An 18,430-nucleotide genomic window follows, 5' to 3' on the forward strand; every position below is an offset into this window, starting at 1 on the left:
CCGCCGTGGCGTCAGCGCCACAGCGGAACCCCGTAGCCCACCCCCAGCGCCAGCAGTGCCGCCACCGGCGCCGCCGCCAGCAGGCCGTCCAGCCGGTCCAGCAGTCCGCCATGGCCGGGGATCAGGCTGGACGTGTCCTTCACCTTGAAATGCCGCTTGATCGCGCTTTCCAGCAGGTCGCCCGCCTGGGTAGCCACGGCGAGGATCGCGGCCACCGCCGCCGCCCGCGCCATGGAGCCGGGGGCCAGGACCAGGGTCAGCAGCGCGCCCACCAGCATGGCGAAGACGAGGCCGCCAATGGCGCCGGACCAGGTCTTGTTCGGCGAGACCTCGGCCCAGAGCTTCGGCCCGCCGAAGACCCGACCGGCCATGTAGGCCCCGATGTCGCTGGCCCAGACCGCGAAGAGGAGGAAGAGGATGTTGTCCCGCCCGGCCTCGTTGTCGTGCCGCAGCTCGATCAGGCAGAGGCCGGCGATGCCGATATAGAGCACGCCGAGGGCCAGGCTCAGCGCCGGCTGCTGCGGCACGCCCCTGCGCCCGCGCGAGCGCTCCGCGCCCATCCAGGCCAGGAAGAACCCCGCCACCAGCACGACCCAGGACAGGGCCGAGTGCTCGATCACCGCGACGATGCCGGCGAGAAAGATGGCGATCGGCACGCCCAGGCCGGGGAAGGCCCGCGTCCGCATGCCGCAGAGATGCACCCATTCCCAGGTCAGGATGGCGATGCAGATGGCGATCAGAAGGGTGTAGAGCTCGGCCCCCAGCCAGACGCAGAGCAGCGCCGTGGGGCCCAGGACCAGGGCGGAGAGGAAGCGCTTGCGCAGGTCGCGCCAGCGCTTCTCCTCGGTCTTCGCTTCCGCCATCAGCCCGCGACGGCGCCGTAGCGGCGCTCCCGCCGCCCGAATTCCTCCAGGGCCGCCCGGAGGTGGCCCACGTTGAAATCCGGCCAGAGCACGTCGGTGAAGTACAGCTCGGCATAGGCCGACTGCCAGAGCAGGAAGTTCGACAGCCGTTGCTCGCCGGAGGTGCGGATGATCAGGTCCGGGTCCGGCATCCCGGCGGTGGAAAGGTGGTGGGAGAACTGCTCCTCGTCCAGCGCCGCCGGGTCCAGCCGCCCTTCGGCCACGGCCTGGGCCATGGCGCGGGCGGCGGCCAGGATCTCCGCCCGGCTGCCATAGGACAACGCCACGTTCAGGTTCAGCCGCGTGCCGCCGGCGGTGTCGCGCTCCGCCCGCAGGATGGCCTCCCCGGTCTCCGCGCCGAAGCGCGCCCGGTCGCCGATCACTCGCAGCCGCACACCGTCGCGTACGAGCTGCGCGACCTCATGCCGCAGGTAGTGCCGCAGCAGGCCGGTCAGTTCCAGCACCTCCTGTGCCGGGCGCCCCCAGTTCTCCGAGGAGAAGGCAAAGAGCGTGAGCCAGGGTATGCCGGCCTGGGCCGTGGCCTCGATGGCGCGCTTGGTGGCCTCGGCCCCGGCGCGGTGGCCCATGGCGCGGGGCAGGCCCCGCGCCGCGGCCCAGCGGCCATTGCCGTCCATGATGATACCGATATGGGTCGGCATCGCGGCCGACGCCGGTTCGGGCCGACGTTCGGGCGCCGCACTCATCCGCTGGTCTTCATCCTGTGCAAGGCCGTCCGATCAGACCGCCTTGATATCCTTTTCCTTCTCCGCGAGCGCCTCGTCCACCCGCTTGACCGCCTGATCGGTCAGTTTCTGGATCTCGTCGGAATGGCGCTTGGCATCGTCCTTGGAGATCTCGGACTTGGTTTCCCAGCCCTTCACCGTCTCCATGCCGTCGCGGCGCACGCCACGCACCGCCACCTTGGCAGCCTCGGCATAGCGGGAGGCCTGCTTGGCCAGTTCGTTGCGGCGCTCCTGGGTCAGCGGCGGCAGCGGCACGCGGATCACCTGCCCCTCGGCCTGCGGGTTCAGGCCCAGATTGGAATCCCGGATGGCGACTTCGACGGCCTTCACCACCGACTTGTCCCAGACCTGCACCGAGAGGAGCCCCGGCCCGGCCACCGAGACATTGGCGACCTGGCTCAACGGCTGGTTGGCGCCATAGGCCTCGACCCGGATCGGCTCCAGCAGCGCCGGGCTGGCGCGGCCGGTGCGCAGGCCGGTGAACTCCTTCTTCAGCGTGTCCAGGGCCCCGTCCATGCGGCGGATGAGGTCCTGCTTGAGATGATTGAAATCCGGGACGGCGGCCATGAAACGGTATTCCTCAGTTCTCGACGACCGTGGTGAATCGCCCCTCGCCCTTCATGACGGCGGTGAAGGCACCCGGCTCGTGGATGTTGAAGACGACGATCGGCAGCTTGTTCTCGCGCGCCAGGCTGATCGCGGCGGCATCCATCACCGCGAGGTCGCGGGCCAGGACGTCCAGATAGGTCAGGGTCTCGTAGCGCTCGGCCTGCGGGTTCTTGCGCGGGTCGGCGGAATAGATGCCGTCCACCTGCGTGCCCTTCAGCAGCGCGTCGCAGCTCATCTCCGCGGCGCGCAGGGCGGCGGCGGTGTCGGTGGTGAAATAGGGGTTGCCGGTGCCGGCGGCGAAGATCACCACCCGGCCCTTCTCCATGTGCCGGATCGCGCGGCGGCGGATGAAGGGCTCGCACAGGCTCTGCAGGGGAATGGCGCTCTGCACCCGCGTCGTCACGCCCTGGCGTTCCAGCGCGCTCTGCATGGCCAGGGCGTTCATGACGGTGGCGAGCATGCCCATCCCGTCCGCCTGCACCCGGTCCATGCCCGAGGCAGCTCCGGAGATGCCGCGGAAGATGTTGCCCCCGCCGATCACCAGGCAGACCTCGACCCCCAGCGCCACGACGTCGCGCACGTCCTGCGCGATGGCTTTCAGCGTCGAGGTGTCCAGGCCGTAATCCCTGGACCCCATCAGGGCCTCCCCGGACACTTTGAGCAGGACGCGCTTGTAGGTCGGGGAGGACATCGGCGGGCTATCCTTGAAGGTCGGGGAAGTTACTCAACGGCGCCCTTGCCCGGCAAGGGGGCCGGGCAAGGGTCGCCCGGCCAGCGGCCCCGGGCCGGAGGATGCATGCCCCCCTGGAAGAAGGCAGGCGTATCCTCCGGAACACACCGGACCCGGCCATGGCCGGGTCCGGCGGGAAGCCATGGGAGGCTTCAGCCGCCCACGCCGGCCGCCGCGGCGACCTCGGCGGCGAAGTCGCCGGCCTGCTTCTCGATGCCCTCGCCGAGCTGGAAGCGGGCGAAGCCCGTCAGCTTGGCGCCGGCCTTCTCGACGACCTTGCGCACCCGGCTCTCGCCGTCATGCACCCAGACCTGCTCCAGCAGCACCACTTCCTCGTAGTACTTGCGGATGCGGCCCTCGACCATCTTCTCGATGATGTTCTCGGGCTTGCCGGAGGCGCGGGCCTGCTCGGACAGCACCGCCTTCTCGCGCTCCAGCGCCGCCGGATCGACCGCGTCGATGTCCAGCGCGTCCGGGCGGGTGGCGGCGATGTGCATGCCGACCTGCCGGCCCAGGGTCTCCAGCGCGGCGACCTCCGAGGCGCTCTCGACGGCCACCAGCACGCCGATCTTGCCCAGGCCCGGCTTCACCGCGTTGTGCATGTAGGTCGCGACCGCGCCCTGCGACACGGAGAAGGTCTTGGCGCGGCGGATCGACATGTTCTCGCCGATCGTGGCGATCAGGCGGGTCAGCTCGTCGGCCACCGTGCCCTCGCCGCCGGGATACGGGGCGGCCTTGATGGCCTCCACATCCTCGCCGACTTCCAGGGCGACCTCGGCCACCTGGGCGACGAAGTTCTGGAACTGCTCGTTGCGGGCCAGGAAGTCGGTCTCGGCGTTCACCTCGACCATGGCGGCCTTCAGCGGCGCGGAGGCAACGGCGACGAGGCCCTCGGCGGCCACGCGGCCGGACTTCTTGGCAGCGGCGGAAAGGCCCTTCTTGCGCAGCCAGTCGATGGCGGCTTCCATGTCGCCATTCGCCTCAACCAGCGCCTTCTTGCAGTCCATCATGCCCGCACCGGTCTTCTCGCGAAGGTCGCGGACGAGGGCAGCCGTGATCTCGGCCATGGTGTTCTCCTCAACTTGGCAAGGCAAACGCGCGGGGCGCATCGAAGCCCCGCGCGTCGCCCGTTTTCCAGTGGATCAGGCGACCCCGGCCTCAGCCGGCGCGGCTGTCTTCCTCGGCCTTGGCCTCGGCCTCGATCTCGGCGCTGGGCAGACCGCTGGTCGGGCTGGACTGGACTTCGCCCTCCAGGGCCACGTCGCCGGCCAGCTCGGCCGGCAGGGTCTCGTCGGGCAGGCCCTCTTCCGGCAGCTCCTCGACAGCGCCCAGATCCATGCCCGAGGCCTGCAGCTCGGCGCTGATGCCATCGAAGACGGCGCCGGCGACCATGTCGCAGTACAGGTTGATGGCGCGGATCGCGTCATCGTTGCCCGGGATCGGATAGGTCACGCCCTGCGGGTCGGCGTTGCTGTCGCACACGGCCACGACCGGGATGCCGAGCTTGTTGGCCTCCTCGATCGCCAGCTTCTCCTTGATGGTGTCGATCACGAAGATGATGTCGGGCAGGCCGCCCATCTCCTTGATGCCACCCAGGGCGCGGTCCAGCTTCTCCTTCTCGCGCGTCAGCATCAGGACCTCTTTCTTCGTGAGGCCCGCGGTGTCGCCGGCAAGCTGCACTTCCATCTGCTTCAGGCGCTTGATGGAGCCGGTGATGGTCTTCCAGTTGGTGAGCATGCCGCCCAGCCAGCGGTGGTTCACGTAGTACTGGCCGCAGCGGGTCGCGGCCTCGGCCACGTATTCGGCGGCGGACTTCTTGGTGCCCACGAAGAGCACGCGGCCACCGGCGGCGACCACGTCGCGCACGGCCTTCAGCGAGCGCTCCATCATCGGCACGGTCTGCTGCAGGTCCAGGATATGCACCTGGTTGCGCACGCCGAAGATGTAGGGCGCCATGCGCGGGTTCCAGCGCCGCGTGTGGTGACCGAAGTGGACGCCGGCCTCGAGCAGGCCGCGCAGGGAAACTTCCGGCATCGCCATGATTGGCGTTCCTTTCCTTCCGATGGAGTCCGGTTGAACCTCCGCGGCGCCGAGCCCCCGTTTCGAGGGGAGCACCGGACCCTTGCCGCGTATCTCGGAAGGGCGCGCCGCGTGCGGATTTGCCGCCGGCAGGACGCTCCCGCCGGCGGCGTGGGGCACATGGCATAGTCATGCCGCCTGCGCAAGGGGCAGCGGCCGCGCAGGGGCCTGCCATGCCGCGCCGGCACCTCTCCGGCGCAGCGCCGCGGGATGCACGGGCCGATTAAGACAATACCGTTAAATCAGGGCGTTAACATCGAAGCGCGGTTGTTCCGCGATCCCCGGCGCCGCTATGCCGCAGCCGCCGACGACCTCAAGGGATCAATGGGACCCATGTCCATCACCGTGGAGCAGCCGCTCGCCGCGGCGGATGCCGATCTCGACGAGATCGGCGTGAACGCTTCCCCCGAGCCCGACTTCCAGGCCGTGCTGGGGCGCCGTCTGGTGCGCCGCTCCTTCTTCCGGGGCGTGCTGGGCGCGGCCACGGTGGCCACCCTCGGCTCCGCCCTGCCCGGCTCGCGCCCCGCGATGGCCGCGGGCAGTGCCCCCATGGGCCAGGGCCGCGGCCTGTCCAGCCTGACCTTCCCCGAGATCCAGCACGGGCCGCGCCCGGACCTGGCCGTCGCCGAGGGCTACGAGGCCCGGGTGCTGATCCGCTGGGGCGACAAGGTCCTGCCGGGAGCGCCGGAATTCGACCCGCATCGCCAGACCGCCGCCGCCCAGGCGCAGCAATTCGGCTACAACAACGACTTCCAGGCCTTCCTGCCGCTGCCGCGCGGCTCGGCCTCCCCGGACCATGGGCTGCTCTGGGTGAACCACGAGTATCCCGAGGCGCAGATGATGTTCCCCGGCCTGGACGCGAAGACCATGGGCGATGCCCTGACGCGCGAACAGGTGGACGTCACCATGCAGTCGATCGGCGGCAGCGTGGTCGAGGTCCGGCGCCAGGATGGCGTCTGGCAGACCGTGCTGGGTCAGCACAATCGCCGCGTCACCGCCACCACCCCGATGCGGGTCTCCGGCCCCGCCGCCGGCGACTCCCGCCTGCGCACCGGCGCCGATCCGGAGGGGCGCAACGTCCTCGGCATGATCGGCAACTGCGCCGGCGGGGTCACGCCCTGGGGCACGATCCTGACCTGCGAGGAGAATTTCGACACCTACTTCTCCGGCGACGCCACCAAGGGGCCGGAAGCCGCCGCCTGGAAGCGCATGGGGCTGAACGGCAAGTCCAACCAGGGCTGGGGGCGCTTCCACGACCGCTTCGACCTGGGCAAGGAGCCGAACGAGCCGAACCGCTTCGGCTGGGTGGTCGAGATCGACCCCTATGACCCGGCCTCCACGCCGGTGAAGCGCACCGCCCTCGGCCGCTTCAAGCACGAGGCCGCCACCACGGCCCTCACGCCGGACGGCCATGTCGTCGTCTATACGGGCGACGACCAGCGCTTCGAGTACCTCTACCGCTTCGTCAGCCGCGACCGCTACGACCCGAAGGACCGCGAGGCGAACCGCGACCTGCTGGACCACGGCATCCTCTCCGTCGCCCGCTTCGGCGATGACGGGCAGGTGGAATGGCTGCCGCTGGTCTTCGGCCAGGGCCCCCTCACCCCGGAGAACGGCTTCCGCTCCGCCGCCGATGTCATGATCGACGTCCGCCGCGCCGCCGACCTGTTGCGGGCGACGCCGATGGACCGGCCGGAGGACGTGGAGCCGAACCCGGTGACCGGTCGGGTCTATGTGGTGCTGACCAACAACAACCAGCGCAAGGCGGACCAGACCGACAAGGCCAATCCCCGCGCCCGGAACCTCCATGGCCAGATCCTGGAGATGACGCCCCCGGACCGCAACGGGCGGCCGGACCACGGCGCCACCCGCTTCGCCTGGGAGATGTTCATCATGGCCGGGAACCCCGAGATCGAGGAGCACCAGGCCTCCTACGGCGCCGGCGTCACCCGTTCCGGCTGGTTCGCCTGCCCGGACAACATCGCCTTCGACGGCCAGGGCCGGCTCTGGATCGCCACCGACCAGGGCGAGCAGCAGGCGGCGAACGGCATCGGCGACGGCATCTGGGCCTGCGACACCACCGGGCGCGGCCGTGCTGTCACCCGCATGTTCTTCCGCACCCCGACGGGCGCGGAGATGTGCGGCCCGGTCTTCACGCCGGACAGCCGGAGCTTCTTCGTGGCGGTGCAGCATCCGGCCAATGACGACCCGACCACGACCTACGCCGCGCCGACCACCCGCTGGCCGGATTTCCGCGACGACATGCCGCCCCGCCCGTCCGTGGTGAGCATCGTCCGGAAGGATGGCGGGATCATCGGGAGCTGACCCGCACGCCCCCGGTGCTGCCCAGACACCGGGGGCCGCGCGCCGGCCGGCTCAGGCCGCCCGCACATCCGTCACGCCGGGCAGCACGCGCAGCCGCTGCGTCAGGCGCGGCGAGACGTTCCAGGTGCCCGGCACGGTGATCTCCACCTCCTGCGTCTCGCCCAGACAGGGCACGAGCACCACCTTGCTCTTGCCCCGGCCCTCGCCGCGCAGGATTTCGGCGACGCTGTGCACCGCCTCCTCCTCCGCCACCAGGATGCGGATGCCGGTGGCGACCGCCGAGGCCGCCTGATCCAGCGATTCGCAGGAACTCGCGGTCAGGCGCAGCGCATCGCCATCCATCCGCACATCGGCGGCGAAGATGACCGCCATGCCTTCCTTCAGGATCTCGCGCGACTTGGACAGCACTTCGGAGAAGCAGGTCACCTCGGTGCTGCCGCTGGAATCGGAGATCCGGACCCAGGCCATGCGGCTGCCGGTCTTGGTGGTGCGCTCCTTGGTGCCGACCACGGTGCCGGCCAGCTTGATGACCCCCGCCCCGCCGCGCGCCGCCGCCTCCATCCGGGCGATCGGCGTGACCCGCAGCTTGGCCAGCACCTCCTTGTAGCTGTCCAGCGGATGCGCCGAGAGGTGGAAGCCGATCGCCTCCGCCTCCTCCGCCAGTTTCTCCAGCGTCGGCCAGTCGGGGCGCTCGGGCAGGCGCAGCGGCGCCTCCTCCGCCGCCACGCCGCCGAAGAGCCCGATCTGGTCGCTGGTCCTCTCTTCGGCCGAGGACTGGGCGCGGCGCAGGATCGCCTCCGCCCCATACATCACCCGGGCTCGGTTCCGGTCGAGGCTCTCGAAGGCCCCGGCGCGGGCCAGGTTCTCCAGCTGCATCTTGTTCAGCAGCTTGGGATCGACGCGGGAGGCGAAATCCACCAGGGAGCGGAAGGGGCCGCCCTGCTTGCGCGAGGCCACGAGGTCGCGCATGGCCCCAAGCCCGACGCGCTTCACCGCCGCCAGGGCGAAGCGGATGGACTTCTTCCCGTCCTCGGCGATCTCGACGTTGAACTCGGCCTCGGAGCGGTTCACGTCCGGCGGCAGCACCTTGATGCCGAGGCGCGAGGCCTCGCCCATATGCCCGGCCAGCTTGTCCGTGTTGCCCAGGTCGAGCGACATCGAGGCCGCCAGGAACTCCTCCGGGTGGTTCGCCTTCAGCCAGGCGGTCTGGTAGGCGACCAGCGCATAGGCGGCGGCGTGCGACTTGTTGAAGCCGTATTCCGCGAACTTCTCCATCAGGTCGAAGATCTCGCCGGCCTTGTTCTCCGGCACACCGTTCTTCGTGGCGCCCTCGACGAAGATCTTGCGCTGCGCCTCCATCTCGGCGCGGTTCTTCTTGCCCATGGCACGGCGCAGCAGGTCGGCGCCGCCGAGCGAATAGCCCGCCAGTTCCTGCGAGATCTGCATGACCTGCTCCTGGTAAACCAGGATGCCATAGGTTTCCTCGACCAGCGCCCGCATCTTCGGATGCGGCGCGTCCCAGGCCTCGCCATGCTTGCGCTGGCAATAGGCGGGGATATTGGCCATCGGCCCCGGCCGGTAGAGCGAGACGGCGGCGATCAGGTCCTCGAACCGGTCGGGCCGCATCATCCGCAGGACGTCGCGCATGCCCTGGGATTCGAACTGGAACACCGAGGCGGAATCGCCCCGCGCCAGCATCTCGTAGGTCCCCCTGTCATCCAGCGGGATGCGCGCGAGATCGACCTCGATGCCCTGCTTCGCCAGCATCTGCACCGCACGCTGCAGCACGGTGAGCGTCTTGAGGCCCAGGAAGTCGAACTTCACCAGCGAGGCGCTCTCCACGTACTTCATGGAGTACTGCGTCACCAGGTCCGGAGCCCGCGGGTCGCGGTAGAGAGGCACGATGTCGATCAGCGGCTTGCGCCCGATCACCACGCCGGCGGCATGGGTGGAGGCGTTGCGGTACAGCCCCTCCAGCTCCAGCGCCGTCTCCATCAGCCGCGCCACGGTCTCGTCCGCCTTCTGCATCTCCTGCAGCCGGGGCTCCCCATCGATCGCCTGCCGCAGGCTGACCGGCTTGGCGGGGTTGAAGGGGATCAGTTCGGCGATCTTGTTCACCTGGCCATAGGGCATGCCCATGACCCGGCCCACGTCGCGCACCACCGCCTTGGCCTGAAGGCGGCCGAAGGTGATGATCTGCCCCACCCGGTCCTCGCCATATTCGCGGCGGACGTAGTTGATCACCTCGTCGCGCCGGTCCTGGCAGAAGTCGATGTCGAAATCCGGCATCGAGACACGTTCCGGGTTCAGGAAGCGCTCGAACAGCAGCCCGAACTGCATCGGGTCGAGATCGGTGATGGTCAGCGCCCAGGCCGCCACCGAGCCGGCGCCCGAGCCGCGCCCCGGCCCCACCGGGATGTCCTGCGCCTTGGCCCACTGGATGAAGTCGGCCACGATCAGGAAGTAGCCCGCGAAGCCCATCTTCTCGATGATGTCGAGCTCGAAGGCCAGGCGCTCGCGATAGGGCTCGCGGTCCGTGGTGCCCTGCGCGTCCAGCCGCGCCTCCAGCCCGCGCTTCGCCATGTCGCGCACCGTCTCGGCCTCGGTCATGCCCGGCTGCACCTTGGGGCAGATCGGCAGTTCCGGCTTGCGCGTTTCCGCCATCACCGCGCAGCGTCGGGCGATGGCCAACGTATTGTCGCAGGCTTCCGGCAGGTCGGCGAAGAGCTTGCGCATCGCCTCGGGCGGCTTGAACCAGTGCTCCGGCGTGCAGCGCGGCCGGTCCGGCTCGGCCAGGGTGCGGCCATGCGCGATGCAGAGCAGCGCGTCATGCGCCTCGTACATCCGCGCCTCGGCGAAATGCACGTCGTTGGCCGCCACCAGCGGCATCCCGACGAGATCGGCCAGCGCGATCAGCCCCGGCTCCGCCGCGCGGTCGCGGTCGGTGCCATGCCGGGTCAGCTCCACCGCCAGCCGGTCGCCGAAGGCCTCGTGCAGTGTCCGCAGCAGATGCTCCGCCGGATCGCGCCGCCCTTCCAGCAGCAGCCGCCCGAGCGGCCCGCGCGTGCCGCCGGTCAGCAGCGTCACGCCCTCGCTGCATTCGCGGAGCTGGTCGAGATCGATGCAGGGCAGGCCCGAGATGTCCTCGCCCAGCCAGCCGAGCGAGGAGAGGCGCTGCACGTTGACCAACCCCTGGCGGTCCATCGCCAGCGCCACCACCGGATCGGGCTGGCAGCGCATCGGCTCCGGCCGTTCCTCCGTCGCACGGCGGGAGAGCCAGAGCTGGCAGCCCATGATCGGCTGCACATTCTCCTTCGTGGCGTACTGCGCGAATTCCAGCCCGCCGAACATGTTGGAGGTATCGGTCAGGGCCACCGCCGGCATGCCCAGCTTGCGGGCGAGGCCGGGGAGCTTGTCGGCCTTGATGGCGCCCTCCGCGAGGGAATAGGCGGAATGGACGTGGAGATGGACGAAGCTGCCGGACATGTTCCCCCTGTAGCACAGGCCGGCGATTCGGGCCCGGTGGGAGGCGGCGCCTCCGCCGCCTCAGCGCCCCCGCATCGGCCCGGCCGGCATGCCCTGGCCATCGCCCCCACCGGACGGTCCCTCCGCCGGCATGCCCTGTCCTGAACCCTGCCTCGGCTCGCGGCCCTGGTCCCGCATCAGGGGCCCGCCCTGGCCGCGGCCGCCACCCACCCCTGGACGACCGCCATCCCGGTTCAGGTCGTTCGCGTCGCGGCCACCCGGCACCGGCGCCGGTTCCCAGCTTCCGCCCGCCCGGCCGGCGCCGCCCACCGGGTCGGCGCCACCTCCGGCTCCGGCCCGTGCCGCGCCCGGAACGCCGCGAGGCGCCGCCTGCCCCGACGGCCCCGCGGGAGCCATGCCCGGCCCTCCGCGTGCGCCGGCCGCGCCGCCGCCCATGCCGCGCCCCATCCCGGGACCCATGGCCGGGGATTGCGGGCCCAGCGGCGCCCCGGCCCCTGCCCTCGCGCCGAAGGGCGCGCCCCGCAACCCGGCCGCGACGATCCCGCGCCCCGGTTCCCGGCGCAGGTCCAGCACGCCCCGCCCCGCCGCCCCGCCCCGCAGCGGCGGCGCGAGCGGCCCAAGCCCATAGCCGGGGCGCAGATAGCTGCCATCCCAGCCGATATAGGACTCGATCACGAAGCGCCCGACGCCAGGGCCGAAGCTGGCCGGCAGGTCCGTCAGCAGCCGATCCGCCTCCACCGAGCGCGCCAGCATCCGGCCGCCGGACAGGGGGCCGCTGGCCACCACATAGCTGCCCGGCCGCAGGTCGATGCCGGCGCCCGGGCTGACCGGCAGCGCACCGATCCGCAGGCTGCCATCCGCGTCGCGCGCCAGCAGGCCATGCACGGTGACCGGCCCGGGCGCCCGGCGGTCGATGCGCGTCGCCACGATCGTCCCGCTGGGATCGCGCAGCCCGCTCACCGTGATCCAGTCGCCCGGCGCCCAGTCGGTGCCGCCCCGCGTGGAATCGTCCAGGCGCACGCGCTGGCCCGCGACGGTCAGGGCACGGCCTCCATCGCCTTCCGACACGCTGCCGACCGGCCCCGAGACCTCGTGGCGGACGGCCATGCGCCGCGCCCGCAGCACCTGGCCCTCGCCAGCCGCCTCCAGCACCACGACCTGGCCGACGCGCAGCGAATCCGGCCGCATCCAGCCATCCTCCAACGCCACGGGCAGGGCGTCGTCGTAGAGCACCTCCAGCCCGTTCACGCAGACGCTGGCGAAGCCGGTAACGGTGCCGACGATCCCGGTGCCGCCGATGCCACGGTCCTGGCCGCCGGTCTGCGACCCCGTCTGGCTGGAGTCCGCGACGGCGCCGGTCCCGCCGATGCCGCGGTCCTGCGCGGCCGCGATCGCGCCCGTGCCGCCGATGCCCCGGTCCTGGCCGCCGGATGGTGTTCCGGCGATGGCCCCCGTGCCGCCGATGCCGCGTTCGGCCAGGACCGGCCCGTCATCGGGGCCGATCCGGCAGAAGCCGGGACGCGGTTCCCCGTCGCGGGCGGCGGACCCGCCGGCATCCTGCCCGGCGGGCGGCGCATTCGCGCAGGCCGCCAGCAGGAACGGAAGAGCGACAGCCCAACGCATGCGTGTCACCCTTCCGCGCGGTTCCCGTCATCCTCGGCATAGAGATATACGCCGAGATTGAAACGGCGTGTCAGGGTCCCGGCCGCAGCCTCGCCCTTTTCCTCCAGCATGGCCAGCGCCAGGCGGTTGATCTCGACCAGGAGCCGCTGCGCCGATTCGCGTCCGGCCGTCTCCAGCGCCGCCACGACCTCCGGGCTCAGCCCATCGTAATGCACGCTGCGATCGAGGAAGGGCGCCGGCCCGGAGGCCACGACATTCGCCGTGGCCGCCGCGAGGTGATCGTGGAGATTGCGGGCGAAGAAGAAGAGCTGCTCCTCCTTGCCCGGCGCCGGCAGGAAGGCCGCCGCCAGCAGGTGCACGCGGTCCTCCTCGTCCAGCCGCACGATTCCCTGGGCGATCCAGTCATCCAGCACCGCCCTCGGCCGGACATCGGTGGTGACCGAGGCGACCAGCGCCTCGAAGGACGGCACGCCCTCCGGCGCGCTGCGCGGCAGGGGCAGCGGCCGTCCGTCCGGGCCGGTATGGGTGGGCTGCCCCAGCCAGCGCGCGATGATCCCGGTGGCCAGCGTCACCACGACCGGCACCTCCGCCACGTCGGCGCCTTCCTCGCGCAGCCGGCGGATCTCCTTCCGGTGCACGCCGGTCATCAGGCTGATCCGGCTGTCCGTGCGGCTCTTCGGGTCCGTGAGCAGTTCCTGGCCCGCGACCTCCACATAGAGGCCGCGCAGCAGGTCGGCGAGCACCGGGAAGGTCACGCCGCTGCGGATCAGCAGCCGCACGAGGGGGCGCAGGAGGCGGCGCAGGGGCTTGGTCAGGCTGTCCGGCAGAGGCAGGTCGGCGCGGTCGGGAACAACTGGCATCCGGAGGGATGGGTCCTTGGGCTCCCCTCTTATTAGCACGCTTCTCATGTGGGAAAAATGCCCACAAATGCCTGTTTCGCTGTTGACGTGGGTTTTTTTCCCACAAATACTCCGCCCATCACACCACTCCCTGGAGCGGTTCCTTGTCCCTCGACGTTTCCGACCCTTCCCTGATCCCGTCCCTGACCCGGATGATGCACCGGCCCCGGCACGACGCCGGCGACGACGCGCTCCGGCAGCTCCGTCACCACTCGAAGAACGCGTTGCAGCGGATTTTGGCCCAGCTCTGGCATTCGGAGGATCTGCAGGCGACCCCGGAAGGGCGGCGACTGGTGCGGGACCTGGAAAACCGGATCAGCCTTTCCGCCGGGATCTCGGACGATCTCTTCGGCTTCACCCGGGAGCCCCGGCCGCTGGATGAGCGTCTCCGCTCCCTCTGCGAGAAGGTGGTCGGCCTGATGGCCGATCCGGACCAGCGCATCGCCCTGACGCTGCAAATCGACGGTGCCTGCCCGGATCACCTGGAGAACGTCGTCCTGCGTATCGCGCACGAGATGGTGGGAAACGCGGTGAAGCACGGCCTGCATGTCCGCCTGTCCGGCCGGATCACCGTCGAGTTCGGCTGGCGCGGACAGGGCTGGCAACTCCGCGTCACCGATGATGGGTGGGGCCCCTCTCCCGGTGCCGTGGATGGCGATGGCATGCAGCTCATGCGGAGCCTGTCCGAACCCTATGGCGGCCGGATCGTGATGAGCCGCCAGGACAGCACGACCGGCGTCACACTCGACCTGCCAGCCGCCGATTTCGGAAGCCACTAAGGCGCATGTCCCGGAGCGGGCCACGAAGATTTAATGATGGATGTGGAATCAGATTCATGCCCGCCGGGGCATGATCTTCCTTCGCGAGCATGCCGACCGGCATGTGGAACCTCAGCCGTTGGCCCCAAAATGCCTGATACGGGAATACTGACCGGACTGTTCAGCGGAGCAGCCAGACAAAGGAAGTCTAATTCCGGAGAGCCCGTCTTCCAGCGAGGCTACCCGACCCGCGCTCCCTTTCCGGGCGAAGGCAGGGCCGGAGCCGGCGCCCTGCCTTCCCTCGCCTCGGGGGCACCGCTGCCCCTGGCGCCCGGCCGCTGGCGGGCGCGGGACATCCTGGCCGTTTTCCTGATCGCTCTGGTCAGCCTCGCCATCGCCGACAGCTTCGGCCAGATGGACCTGTTGCGATAGGACGCCGCGGCGGCCGAGGCTGGTTCAGGCCTCGCGGAGATGCCCGTCGCGCAGTTCCACCACGCGGTCCATCCGGGCCGCCAGTTCCGGGTTGTGCGTAGCGATCAGCGCCGCCAGCCCCCGTTCCCGCGCGCTTTCCAGCAGCTCCGCGAAGACCCGGTCCGAGGTGCCGACATCGAGGTTTCCTGTGGGCTCGTCCGCCAGCAGGATGCGCGGGCCGTTCGCCAGGGCGCGGGCGATGGCCACGCGCTGCTGCTCGCCACCCGAGAGGCGGCCGGGCCGGTGATGCTCCCGTCCCGTCAGGCCGAAACCGGCCAGGAGCTGCCGCGCCCGCTCCACCGCGCGGGCACGCGACACGCCGGCGGCCATCTGCGGCAAGCAGACATTCTCCTCGGCGGTGAATTCGGGGAGGAGGTGGTGGAACTGATAGACGAAGCCGATCGCCTCCCGCCGCAGGGTGGTGCGGGCGCCGTCGTCGAGCCCCCCGGCGGCACGGCCGTTGATGAAGACCTCGCCCCCATCCGGCCGCTCCAGCAGACCCGCCAGGTGCAGCAGGGTGGACTTGCCGGTGCCCGAAGGGGCGACCAGCGCCACGATCTCCCCCGCCCGGAGGGTCAGGTCGGCCCCGCGCAGCACGGGGAGTTCCCCCGCCTCGGTGCGGTAGCGCCGCTCCAGCCCCACGAGGCGCAGCGGCAGGCTGTCCGTGTCACTCATTGCGCAGCGCCACCACGGGATCGGTCTTCGCCGCCCGCCAGGACGGATAGAGCGTCGCCAGCAGCGACAGGCCGAGGCCCATCAGCACCACCTGCGCCACCTCGTGCGGGTTCACCACCGCCGGCAGGCGGGTGAGGAAATAGACCTCCGGGCTGAACAGCTCCGTCCCCGTCAGCGCCTGCAAGGCCTCGCGGATGCGCTCGATATTGGCGCAGAAGACGATGCCGATCAGGAAGCCGATCAGCGTCCCCGCCACGCCCACGCTGGCGCCGCAGAGCAGGAAGATCCGCATGATCGCGCCGCGCGTGGCCCCCACGGTCCGCAGCACCGCGATGTCCTTGGTCTTGTCCTTCACCAGCATGATCAGCGAGGAAACGATGTTGAAGGCCGCCACGACGATGATCAGGGTGAGGATCAGGAACATCACGTTCCGCTCCACCTGCACCGCGTTGAAGAAGGAGGAGTTGGCGCTCTGCCAGTCGAGGATGCGCACGCGGGTCGGCATCAGCGCGGCGTAGATCTCCCGCGCGATGGTGCCGACACGATCGGGGTTGTCCACGAAGACCTCGATCTGCGAGGCCGCGCCCTGCGTCTGGAAATAGATCTGCGCCGCCTGGAAGGGCATGAAGACGTAGGAACTGTCGTACTCGTTCATCCCCGCCTCGAACATCGCCACGACCTCGTAGGATCGCAGGCGCGGCACGGTGCCGATGACGGTGGTGCGCCCCTGTGGCGAGACCAGGGTGATGCGGTCGCCCAGGCGAAGGCCCAACTTCTGCGCCAGACGCGTGCCGACGACGATGGTGTCGTCGCCGCCGAAGCGCTCCAGGCTGCCGAGGCGGATATTGCCGGCGATCAGCGGACGGGCGCGCAGGTCCTCCGGCCGGATGCCGCGGGCGATGCCGCCCGAGGCGCCGCCGGCATCGGAGGTGAAGAGCACCTGCCCCTCCACGATGGGAGTTGCCGTGACCACGCCGGGCACGGCACGCACCTTCGCGGCGATGTCGTCGAAATCGGGCAGCTTGCCGCCCTCGGCGGAATAGACGCCCATATGGCCGTTCAGCCCGAGGATGCGCCCCAGCAGCTCCTGGCGGAAGCCGTTCATCACGCTCATCACGATGATCAGCGTCGCCACGCCGAGGGCAATGCCCACCAGCGAGAAGATCGCGATCACCGAGACGAAGCGCTCGCCCTTCCGCGCCCTCAGGTAGCGGAAGGCGACGGCACGCTCGAAGGCATTGAACATCAGGCGCGGAGCTTGGCCAGTGCGTCCTCGAGCGACAGTTCCTCGCGCTCCCCGGTCATGCGCCGCTTGATCTCGACCTTGCCGGCCGCCGCGCCGCGCGGGCCGACCACGACCTGCCAGGGATAGCCCATCAGGTCGGCATCGGCGAACTTCACGCCGGCGCGTTCGGGGCGGTCGTCATAGACCGCATCCTGCGGGAAGGCGGCATAGACCTGCTCGCAGACCGCGTCGCAGGCGGCATCGCCGCTCTTCAGGTTCAGGATGGCGAGCTTGTAGGGCGCGATGGCATCCGGCCACTTGATGCCGTTCTCGTCGTGGTTAGCCTCGATCGCCGCGGCCACGAGGCGCGAAACGCCGATGCCGTAGGAGCCCATCTCCGGATGCACCGGGCTACCTTCCGGCCCCGTCACCTGGAAGCCCATCGCCGCCGAGTACTTGGTGCCGAAATAGAAGATATGGCCGACCTCGATGCCGCGCGCCGAGACCTGCTCTTCCGCCGCGACGGCGTTCCAGGCGGCCTCGTCATGCATCTCGTCGGTGGCGGCGTAGCGGCTGGTCCAGAAATCGACATGCGGCGTCAGGTCGCCGTCATAGTCCGGCGCCTGGGCCAGCGGGTCATAGGCCAGCAGGTCGCGGTGCAGGAAGACCTGGCTCTCGCCGGTCTCCGCCAGGATGATGAACTCGTGGCTCAGGTCGCCGCCGATCGGGCCGGTATCCGCCCGCATCGGGATCGCCTTCAGCCCCATCCGCGCGAAGGTCCGCAGATAGGAGACGAACATCCGCTGATAGGACTTCCGCGCCGCTTCCGGCGAGATGTCGAAGGAATAGCCGTCCTTCATCAGGAACTCGCGGCCGCGCATCACGCCGAAGCGGGGGCGCACCTCGTCCCGGAACTTCCACTGGATGTGGTAGAGGTTGCGCGGCAGATCCCGGTAGGACTTGGCGAAGCCCTTGAAGATGTCGGTGACCATCTCCTCGTTGGTCGGGCCGAACAGCATCTCGCGGTCGTGCCGGTCGCGGAAGCGCAGCATCTCCTTGCCGTAATCGTCGTAGCGCCCGCTCTCCCGCCACAGATCGGCGGACTGGACCGTGGGCATCAGGATCTCCTGCGATCCGGCCCGGTCCTGCTCCTCGCGCACGATCTGCTCGATGTTGCGGAGCACGCGCAGGCCGAGCGGCAGCCAGGCATAGATGCCGGCGCTGGTCTGGCGGATCAGCCCGGCGCGCAGCATCAGGCGGTGCGAGGCGATCTGCGCCTCGGCGGGCGTTTCCTTCAGCGTGGGCAGGAAGGCGCGGGACAGGCGCAAGGCAATCATACTCCCCAGGGACCGCAGCGGAGGCGGATTCAGGCGGCGCAACCTAGATCGGATCGCGGCGCGGCGAAACGGCCCGGAAAGCCACAAAAAGAAAGGGCCGCGCCAGGAGGCACGGCCCAAAGTTTAGGGAGGAAACGCCAGTCACACGGCAGGAAGAGGACCAACCCTCTTCCTGTCCCTGAATCTGACCGCATCGGTCCGTCTTCGCAACCGCAGAAGAGATATTCCAGGGCAAAAATTGGGCTCCCATAACCCGGAAAGCCCGCTTTCTTGGCTAACAGTCACGGATTTCACGCAAAATGCACAAATTCAGTGCATCGCCAGCCAGCCGTGGCGGAAGGAGAGGTAGTCGCTGCGGATCACCACCTCCAGCCCGACCCAGATCACGGCCGAAATGGCCGTGGTCAGGAGGGCCTTCCGCCCGATGCGGGGCGCCAGCGGCGCGCCCCGCCAGCCACCGGGCGTCGCCTCCGCATCCGTGTCCGGCCTCACCCCGAGCGGCAGGGTGACGAAGAGCACGGTCCACCAGACCAGGAAGAAGACCACGACACCGGTGACGACGCCCATG

Annotated in this window: 15 protein-coding genes; 2 read left to right on the forward strand and 13 right to left on the reverse strand. The window is 69.9% G+C overall.

Going from position 1 to position 18,430, the window contains the following annotated elements:
- Window positions 1–11: 11 nt before the first annotated feature.
- The 6 genes from RGI145_RS10395 to rpsB form a co-directional block, all read right to left on the reverse strand.
- Window positions 12–863 carry a phosphatidate cytidylyltransferase gene (locus RGI145_RS10395; protein ID WP_075798270.1) on the reverse strand — a complete coding sequence of 284 codons (852 nt, stop codon included), beginning with the start codon at window positions 861–863 and terminating at the stop codon, window positions 12–14.
- Window positions 863–1,606, reverse strand: coding sequence for a polyprenyl diphosphate synthase (uppS, locus tag RGI145_RS10400; RefSeq protein WP_075798271.1), 744 nt, complete (start codon window positions 1,604–1,606; stop codon window positions 863–865). The genes RGI145_RS10395 and uppS overlap by 1 nt, the downstream gene beginning before the upstream one ends.
- A 33-nt stretch (window positions 1,607–1,639) precedes the next feature.
- Window positions 1,640–2,212: a ribosome recycling factor gene (gene frr, locus RGI145_RS10405; RefSeq protein WP_075798272.1), complete on the reverse strand. Its 573-nt coding sequence runs from the start codon at window positions 2,210–2,212 to the stop codon at window positions 1,640–1,642.
- A gap of 13 nt (window positions 2,213–2,225) precedes the next feature.
- The gene (gene pyrH, locus RGI145_RS10410) at window positions 2,226–2,945 is read right to left on the reverse strand and encodes a UMP kinase (RefSeq protein WP_075798273.1); all 720 of its coding nucleotides are present in this window, start codon (window positions 2,943–2,945) and stop codon (window positions 2,226–2,228) included.
- Between the two features lie 191 nt (window positions 2,946–3,136).
- The gene (tsf, locus tag RGI145_RS10415) at window positions 3,137–4,051 is read right to left on the reverse strand and encodes a translation elongation factor Ts (RefSeq protein WP_075798274.1); all 915 of its coding nucleotides are present in this window, start codon (window positions 4,049–4,051) and stop codon (window positions 3,137–3,139) included.
- Between the two features lie 91 nt (window positions 4,052–4,142).
- Window positions 4,143–5,024, reverse strand: a complete 882-nt coding sequence (gene rpsB, locus RGI145_RS10420) for a 30S ribosomal protein S2 (protein ID WP_075798275.1) — start codon at window positions 5,022–5,024, stop codon at window positions 4,143–4,145.
- Between the two features lie 372 nt (window positions 5,025–5,396).
- Between rpsB and RGI145_RS10425 the strand changes: the two genes are divergently transcribed.
- Complete coding sequence (locus tag RGI145_RS10425) at window positions 5,397–7,388, forward strand: PhoX family protein (protein WP_075798276.1); 1,992 nt, start codon at window positions 5,397–5,399, stop codon at window positions 7,386–7,388.
- A 51-nt stretch (window positions 7,389–7,439) separates the two neighbouring features.
- Here RGI145_RS10425 and dnaE read toward each other — a convergent pair whose 3' ends face one another.
- The 3 genes from dnaE to RGI145_RS10440 are packed head-to-tail and all read right to left on the reverse strand — an operon-like array spanning window position 7,440 to window position 13,357.
- Complete coding sequence (gene dnaE, locus RGI145_RS10430; protein WP_075798277.1) at window positions 7,440–10,874, reverse strand: DNA polymerase III subunit alpha; 3,435 nt, start codon at window positions 10,872–10,874, stop codon at window positions 7,440–7,442.
- Between the two features lie 60 nt (window positions 10,875–10,934).
- On the reverse strand, window positions 10,935–12,497 hold the full coding sequence (locus tag RGI145_RS10435; protein ID WP_075798278.1) for a DUF5666 domain-containing protein: 1,563 nt from the start codon (window positions 12,495–12,497) through the stop codon (window positions 10,935–10,937).
- Window positions 12,498–12,502: 5 nt separating this feature from the next.
- Window positions 12,503–13,357: a DUF6502 family protein gene (locus tag RGI145_RS10440; RefSeq protein ID WP_075798279.1), complete on the reverse strand. Its 855-nt coding sequence runs from the start codon at window positions 13,355–13,357 to the stop codon at window positions 12,503–12,505.
- Window positions 13,358–13,500: 143 nt separating this feature from the next.
- Here RGI145_RS10440 and RGI145_RS10445 point away from each other — a divergent pair, with 143 nt between their 5' ends.
- Complete coding sequence (locus tag RGI145_RS10445; protein WP_075798280.1) at window positions 13,501–14,175, forward strand: ATP-binding protein; 675 nt, start codon at window positions 13,501–13,503, stop codon at window positions 14,173–14,175.
- A 435-nt stretch (window positions 14,176–14,610) separates the two neighbouring features.
- On the opposite strand, the gene RGI145_RS10450 is transcribed toward RGI145_RS10445, so the two are convergent.
- The 4 genes from RGI145_RS10450 to RGI145_RS10465 form a co-directional block, all read right to left on the reverse strand.
- On the reverse strand, window positions 14,611–15,300 hold the full coding sequence (locus tag RGI145_RS10450) for an ABC transporter ATP-binding protein (protein WP_075798281.1): 690 nt from the start codon (window positions 15,298–15,300) through the stop codon (window positions 14,611–14,613).
- Window positions 15,293–16,546, reverse strand: coding sequence for a lipoprotein-releasing ABC transporter permease subunit (locus tag RGI145_RS10455; RefSeq protein WP_075798282.1), 1,254 nt, complete (start codon window positions 16,544–16,546; stop codon window positions 15,293–15,295). The genes RGI145_RS10450 and RGI145_RS10455 overlap by 8 nt, the downstream gene beginning before the upstream one ends.
- Window positions 16,546–17,853 carry a proline--tRNA ligase gene (proS, locus tag RGI145_RS10460; RefSeq protein WP_075799985.1) on the reverse strand — a complete coding sequence of 436 codons (1,308 nt, stop codon included), beginning with the start codon at window positions 17,851–17,853 and terminating at the stop codon, window positions 16,546–16,548. Before proS ends, RGI145_RS10455 begins: the two co-directional genes overlap by 1 nt.
- 318 nt (window positions 17,854–18,171) lie before the next feature.
- Entirely contained in the window at window positions 18,172–18,429 is a 258-nt protein-coding gene (locus RGI145_RS10465; protein WP_075798283.1) for a DUF1467 family protein, read from the reverse strand.
- Window position 18,430 lies beyond the last annotated feature (1 nt).

The sequence above is a fragment of the Roseomonas gilardii genome, from assembly GCF_001941945.1.
Taxonomy (GTDB): domain Bacteria; phylum Pseudomonadota; class Alphaproteobacteria; order Acetobacterales; family Acetobacteraceae; genus Roseomonas.

Coding starts and splice junctions, on each gene's coding strand:
- dnaE (WP_075798277.1), bottom strand. CDS start 10,874: ATGTCCGGCAGCTTCGTCCATCTCCACGTCCATTCCGCCTATTCCCTC.
- RGI145_RS10425 (WP_075798276.1), top strand. CDS start 5,397: ATGTCCATCACCGTGGAGCAGCCGCTCGCCGCGGCGGATGCCGATCTC.
- RGI145_RS10395 (WP_075798270.1), bottom strand. CDS start 863: ATGGCGGAAGCGAAGACCGAGGAGAAGCGCTGGCGCGACCTGCGCAAG.
- rpsB (WP_075798275.1), bottom strand. CDS start 5,024: ATGGCGATGCCGGAAGTTTCCCTGCGCGGCCTGCTCGAGGCCGGCGTC.
- RGI145_RS10435 (WP_075798278.1), bottom strand. CDS start 12,497: ATGCGTTGGGCTGTCGCTCTTCCGTTCCTGCTGGCGGCCTGCGCGAAT.
- RGI145_RS10450 (WP_075798281.1), bottom strand. CDS start 15,300: ATGAGTGACACGGACAGCCTGCCGCTGCGCCTCGTGGGGCTGGAGCGG.
- tsf (WP_075798274.1), bottom strand. CDS start 4,051: ATGGCCGAGATCACGGCTGCCCTCGTCCGCGACCTTCGCGAGAAGACC.
- RGI145_RS10440 (WP_075798279.1), bottom strand. CDS start 13,357: ATGCCAGTTGTTCCCGACCGCGCCGACCTGCCTCTGCCGGACAGCCTG.
- RGI145_RS10465 (WP_075798283.1), bottom strand. CDS start 18,429: ATGGGCGTCGTCACCGGTGTCGTGGTCTTCTTCCTGGTCTGGTGGACC.
- uppS (WP_075798271.1), bottom strand. CDS start 1,606: ATGAGTGCGGCGCCCGAACGTCGGCCCGAACCGGCGTCGGCCGCGATG.
- RGI145_RS10455 (WP_075798282.1), bottom strand. CDS start 16,546: ATGTTCAATGCCTTCGAGCGTGCCGTCGCCTTCCGCTACCTGAGGGCG.
- frr (WP_075798272.1), bottom strand. CDS start 2,212: ATGGCCGCCGTCCCGGATTTCAATCATCTCAAGCAGGACCTCATCCGC.
- pyrH (WP_075798273.1), bottom strand. CDS start 2,945: ATGTCCTCCCCGACCTACAAGCGCGTCCTGCTCAAAGTGTCCGGGGAG.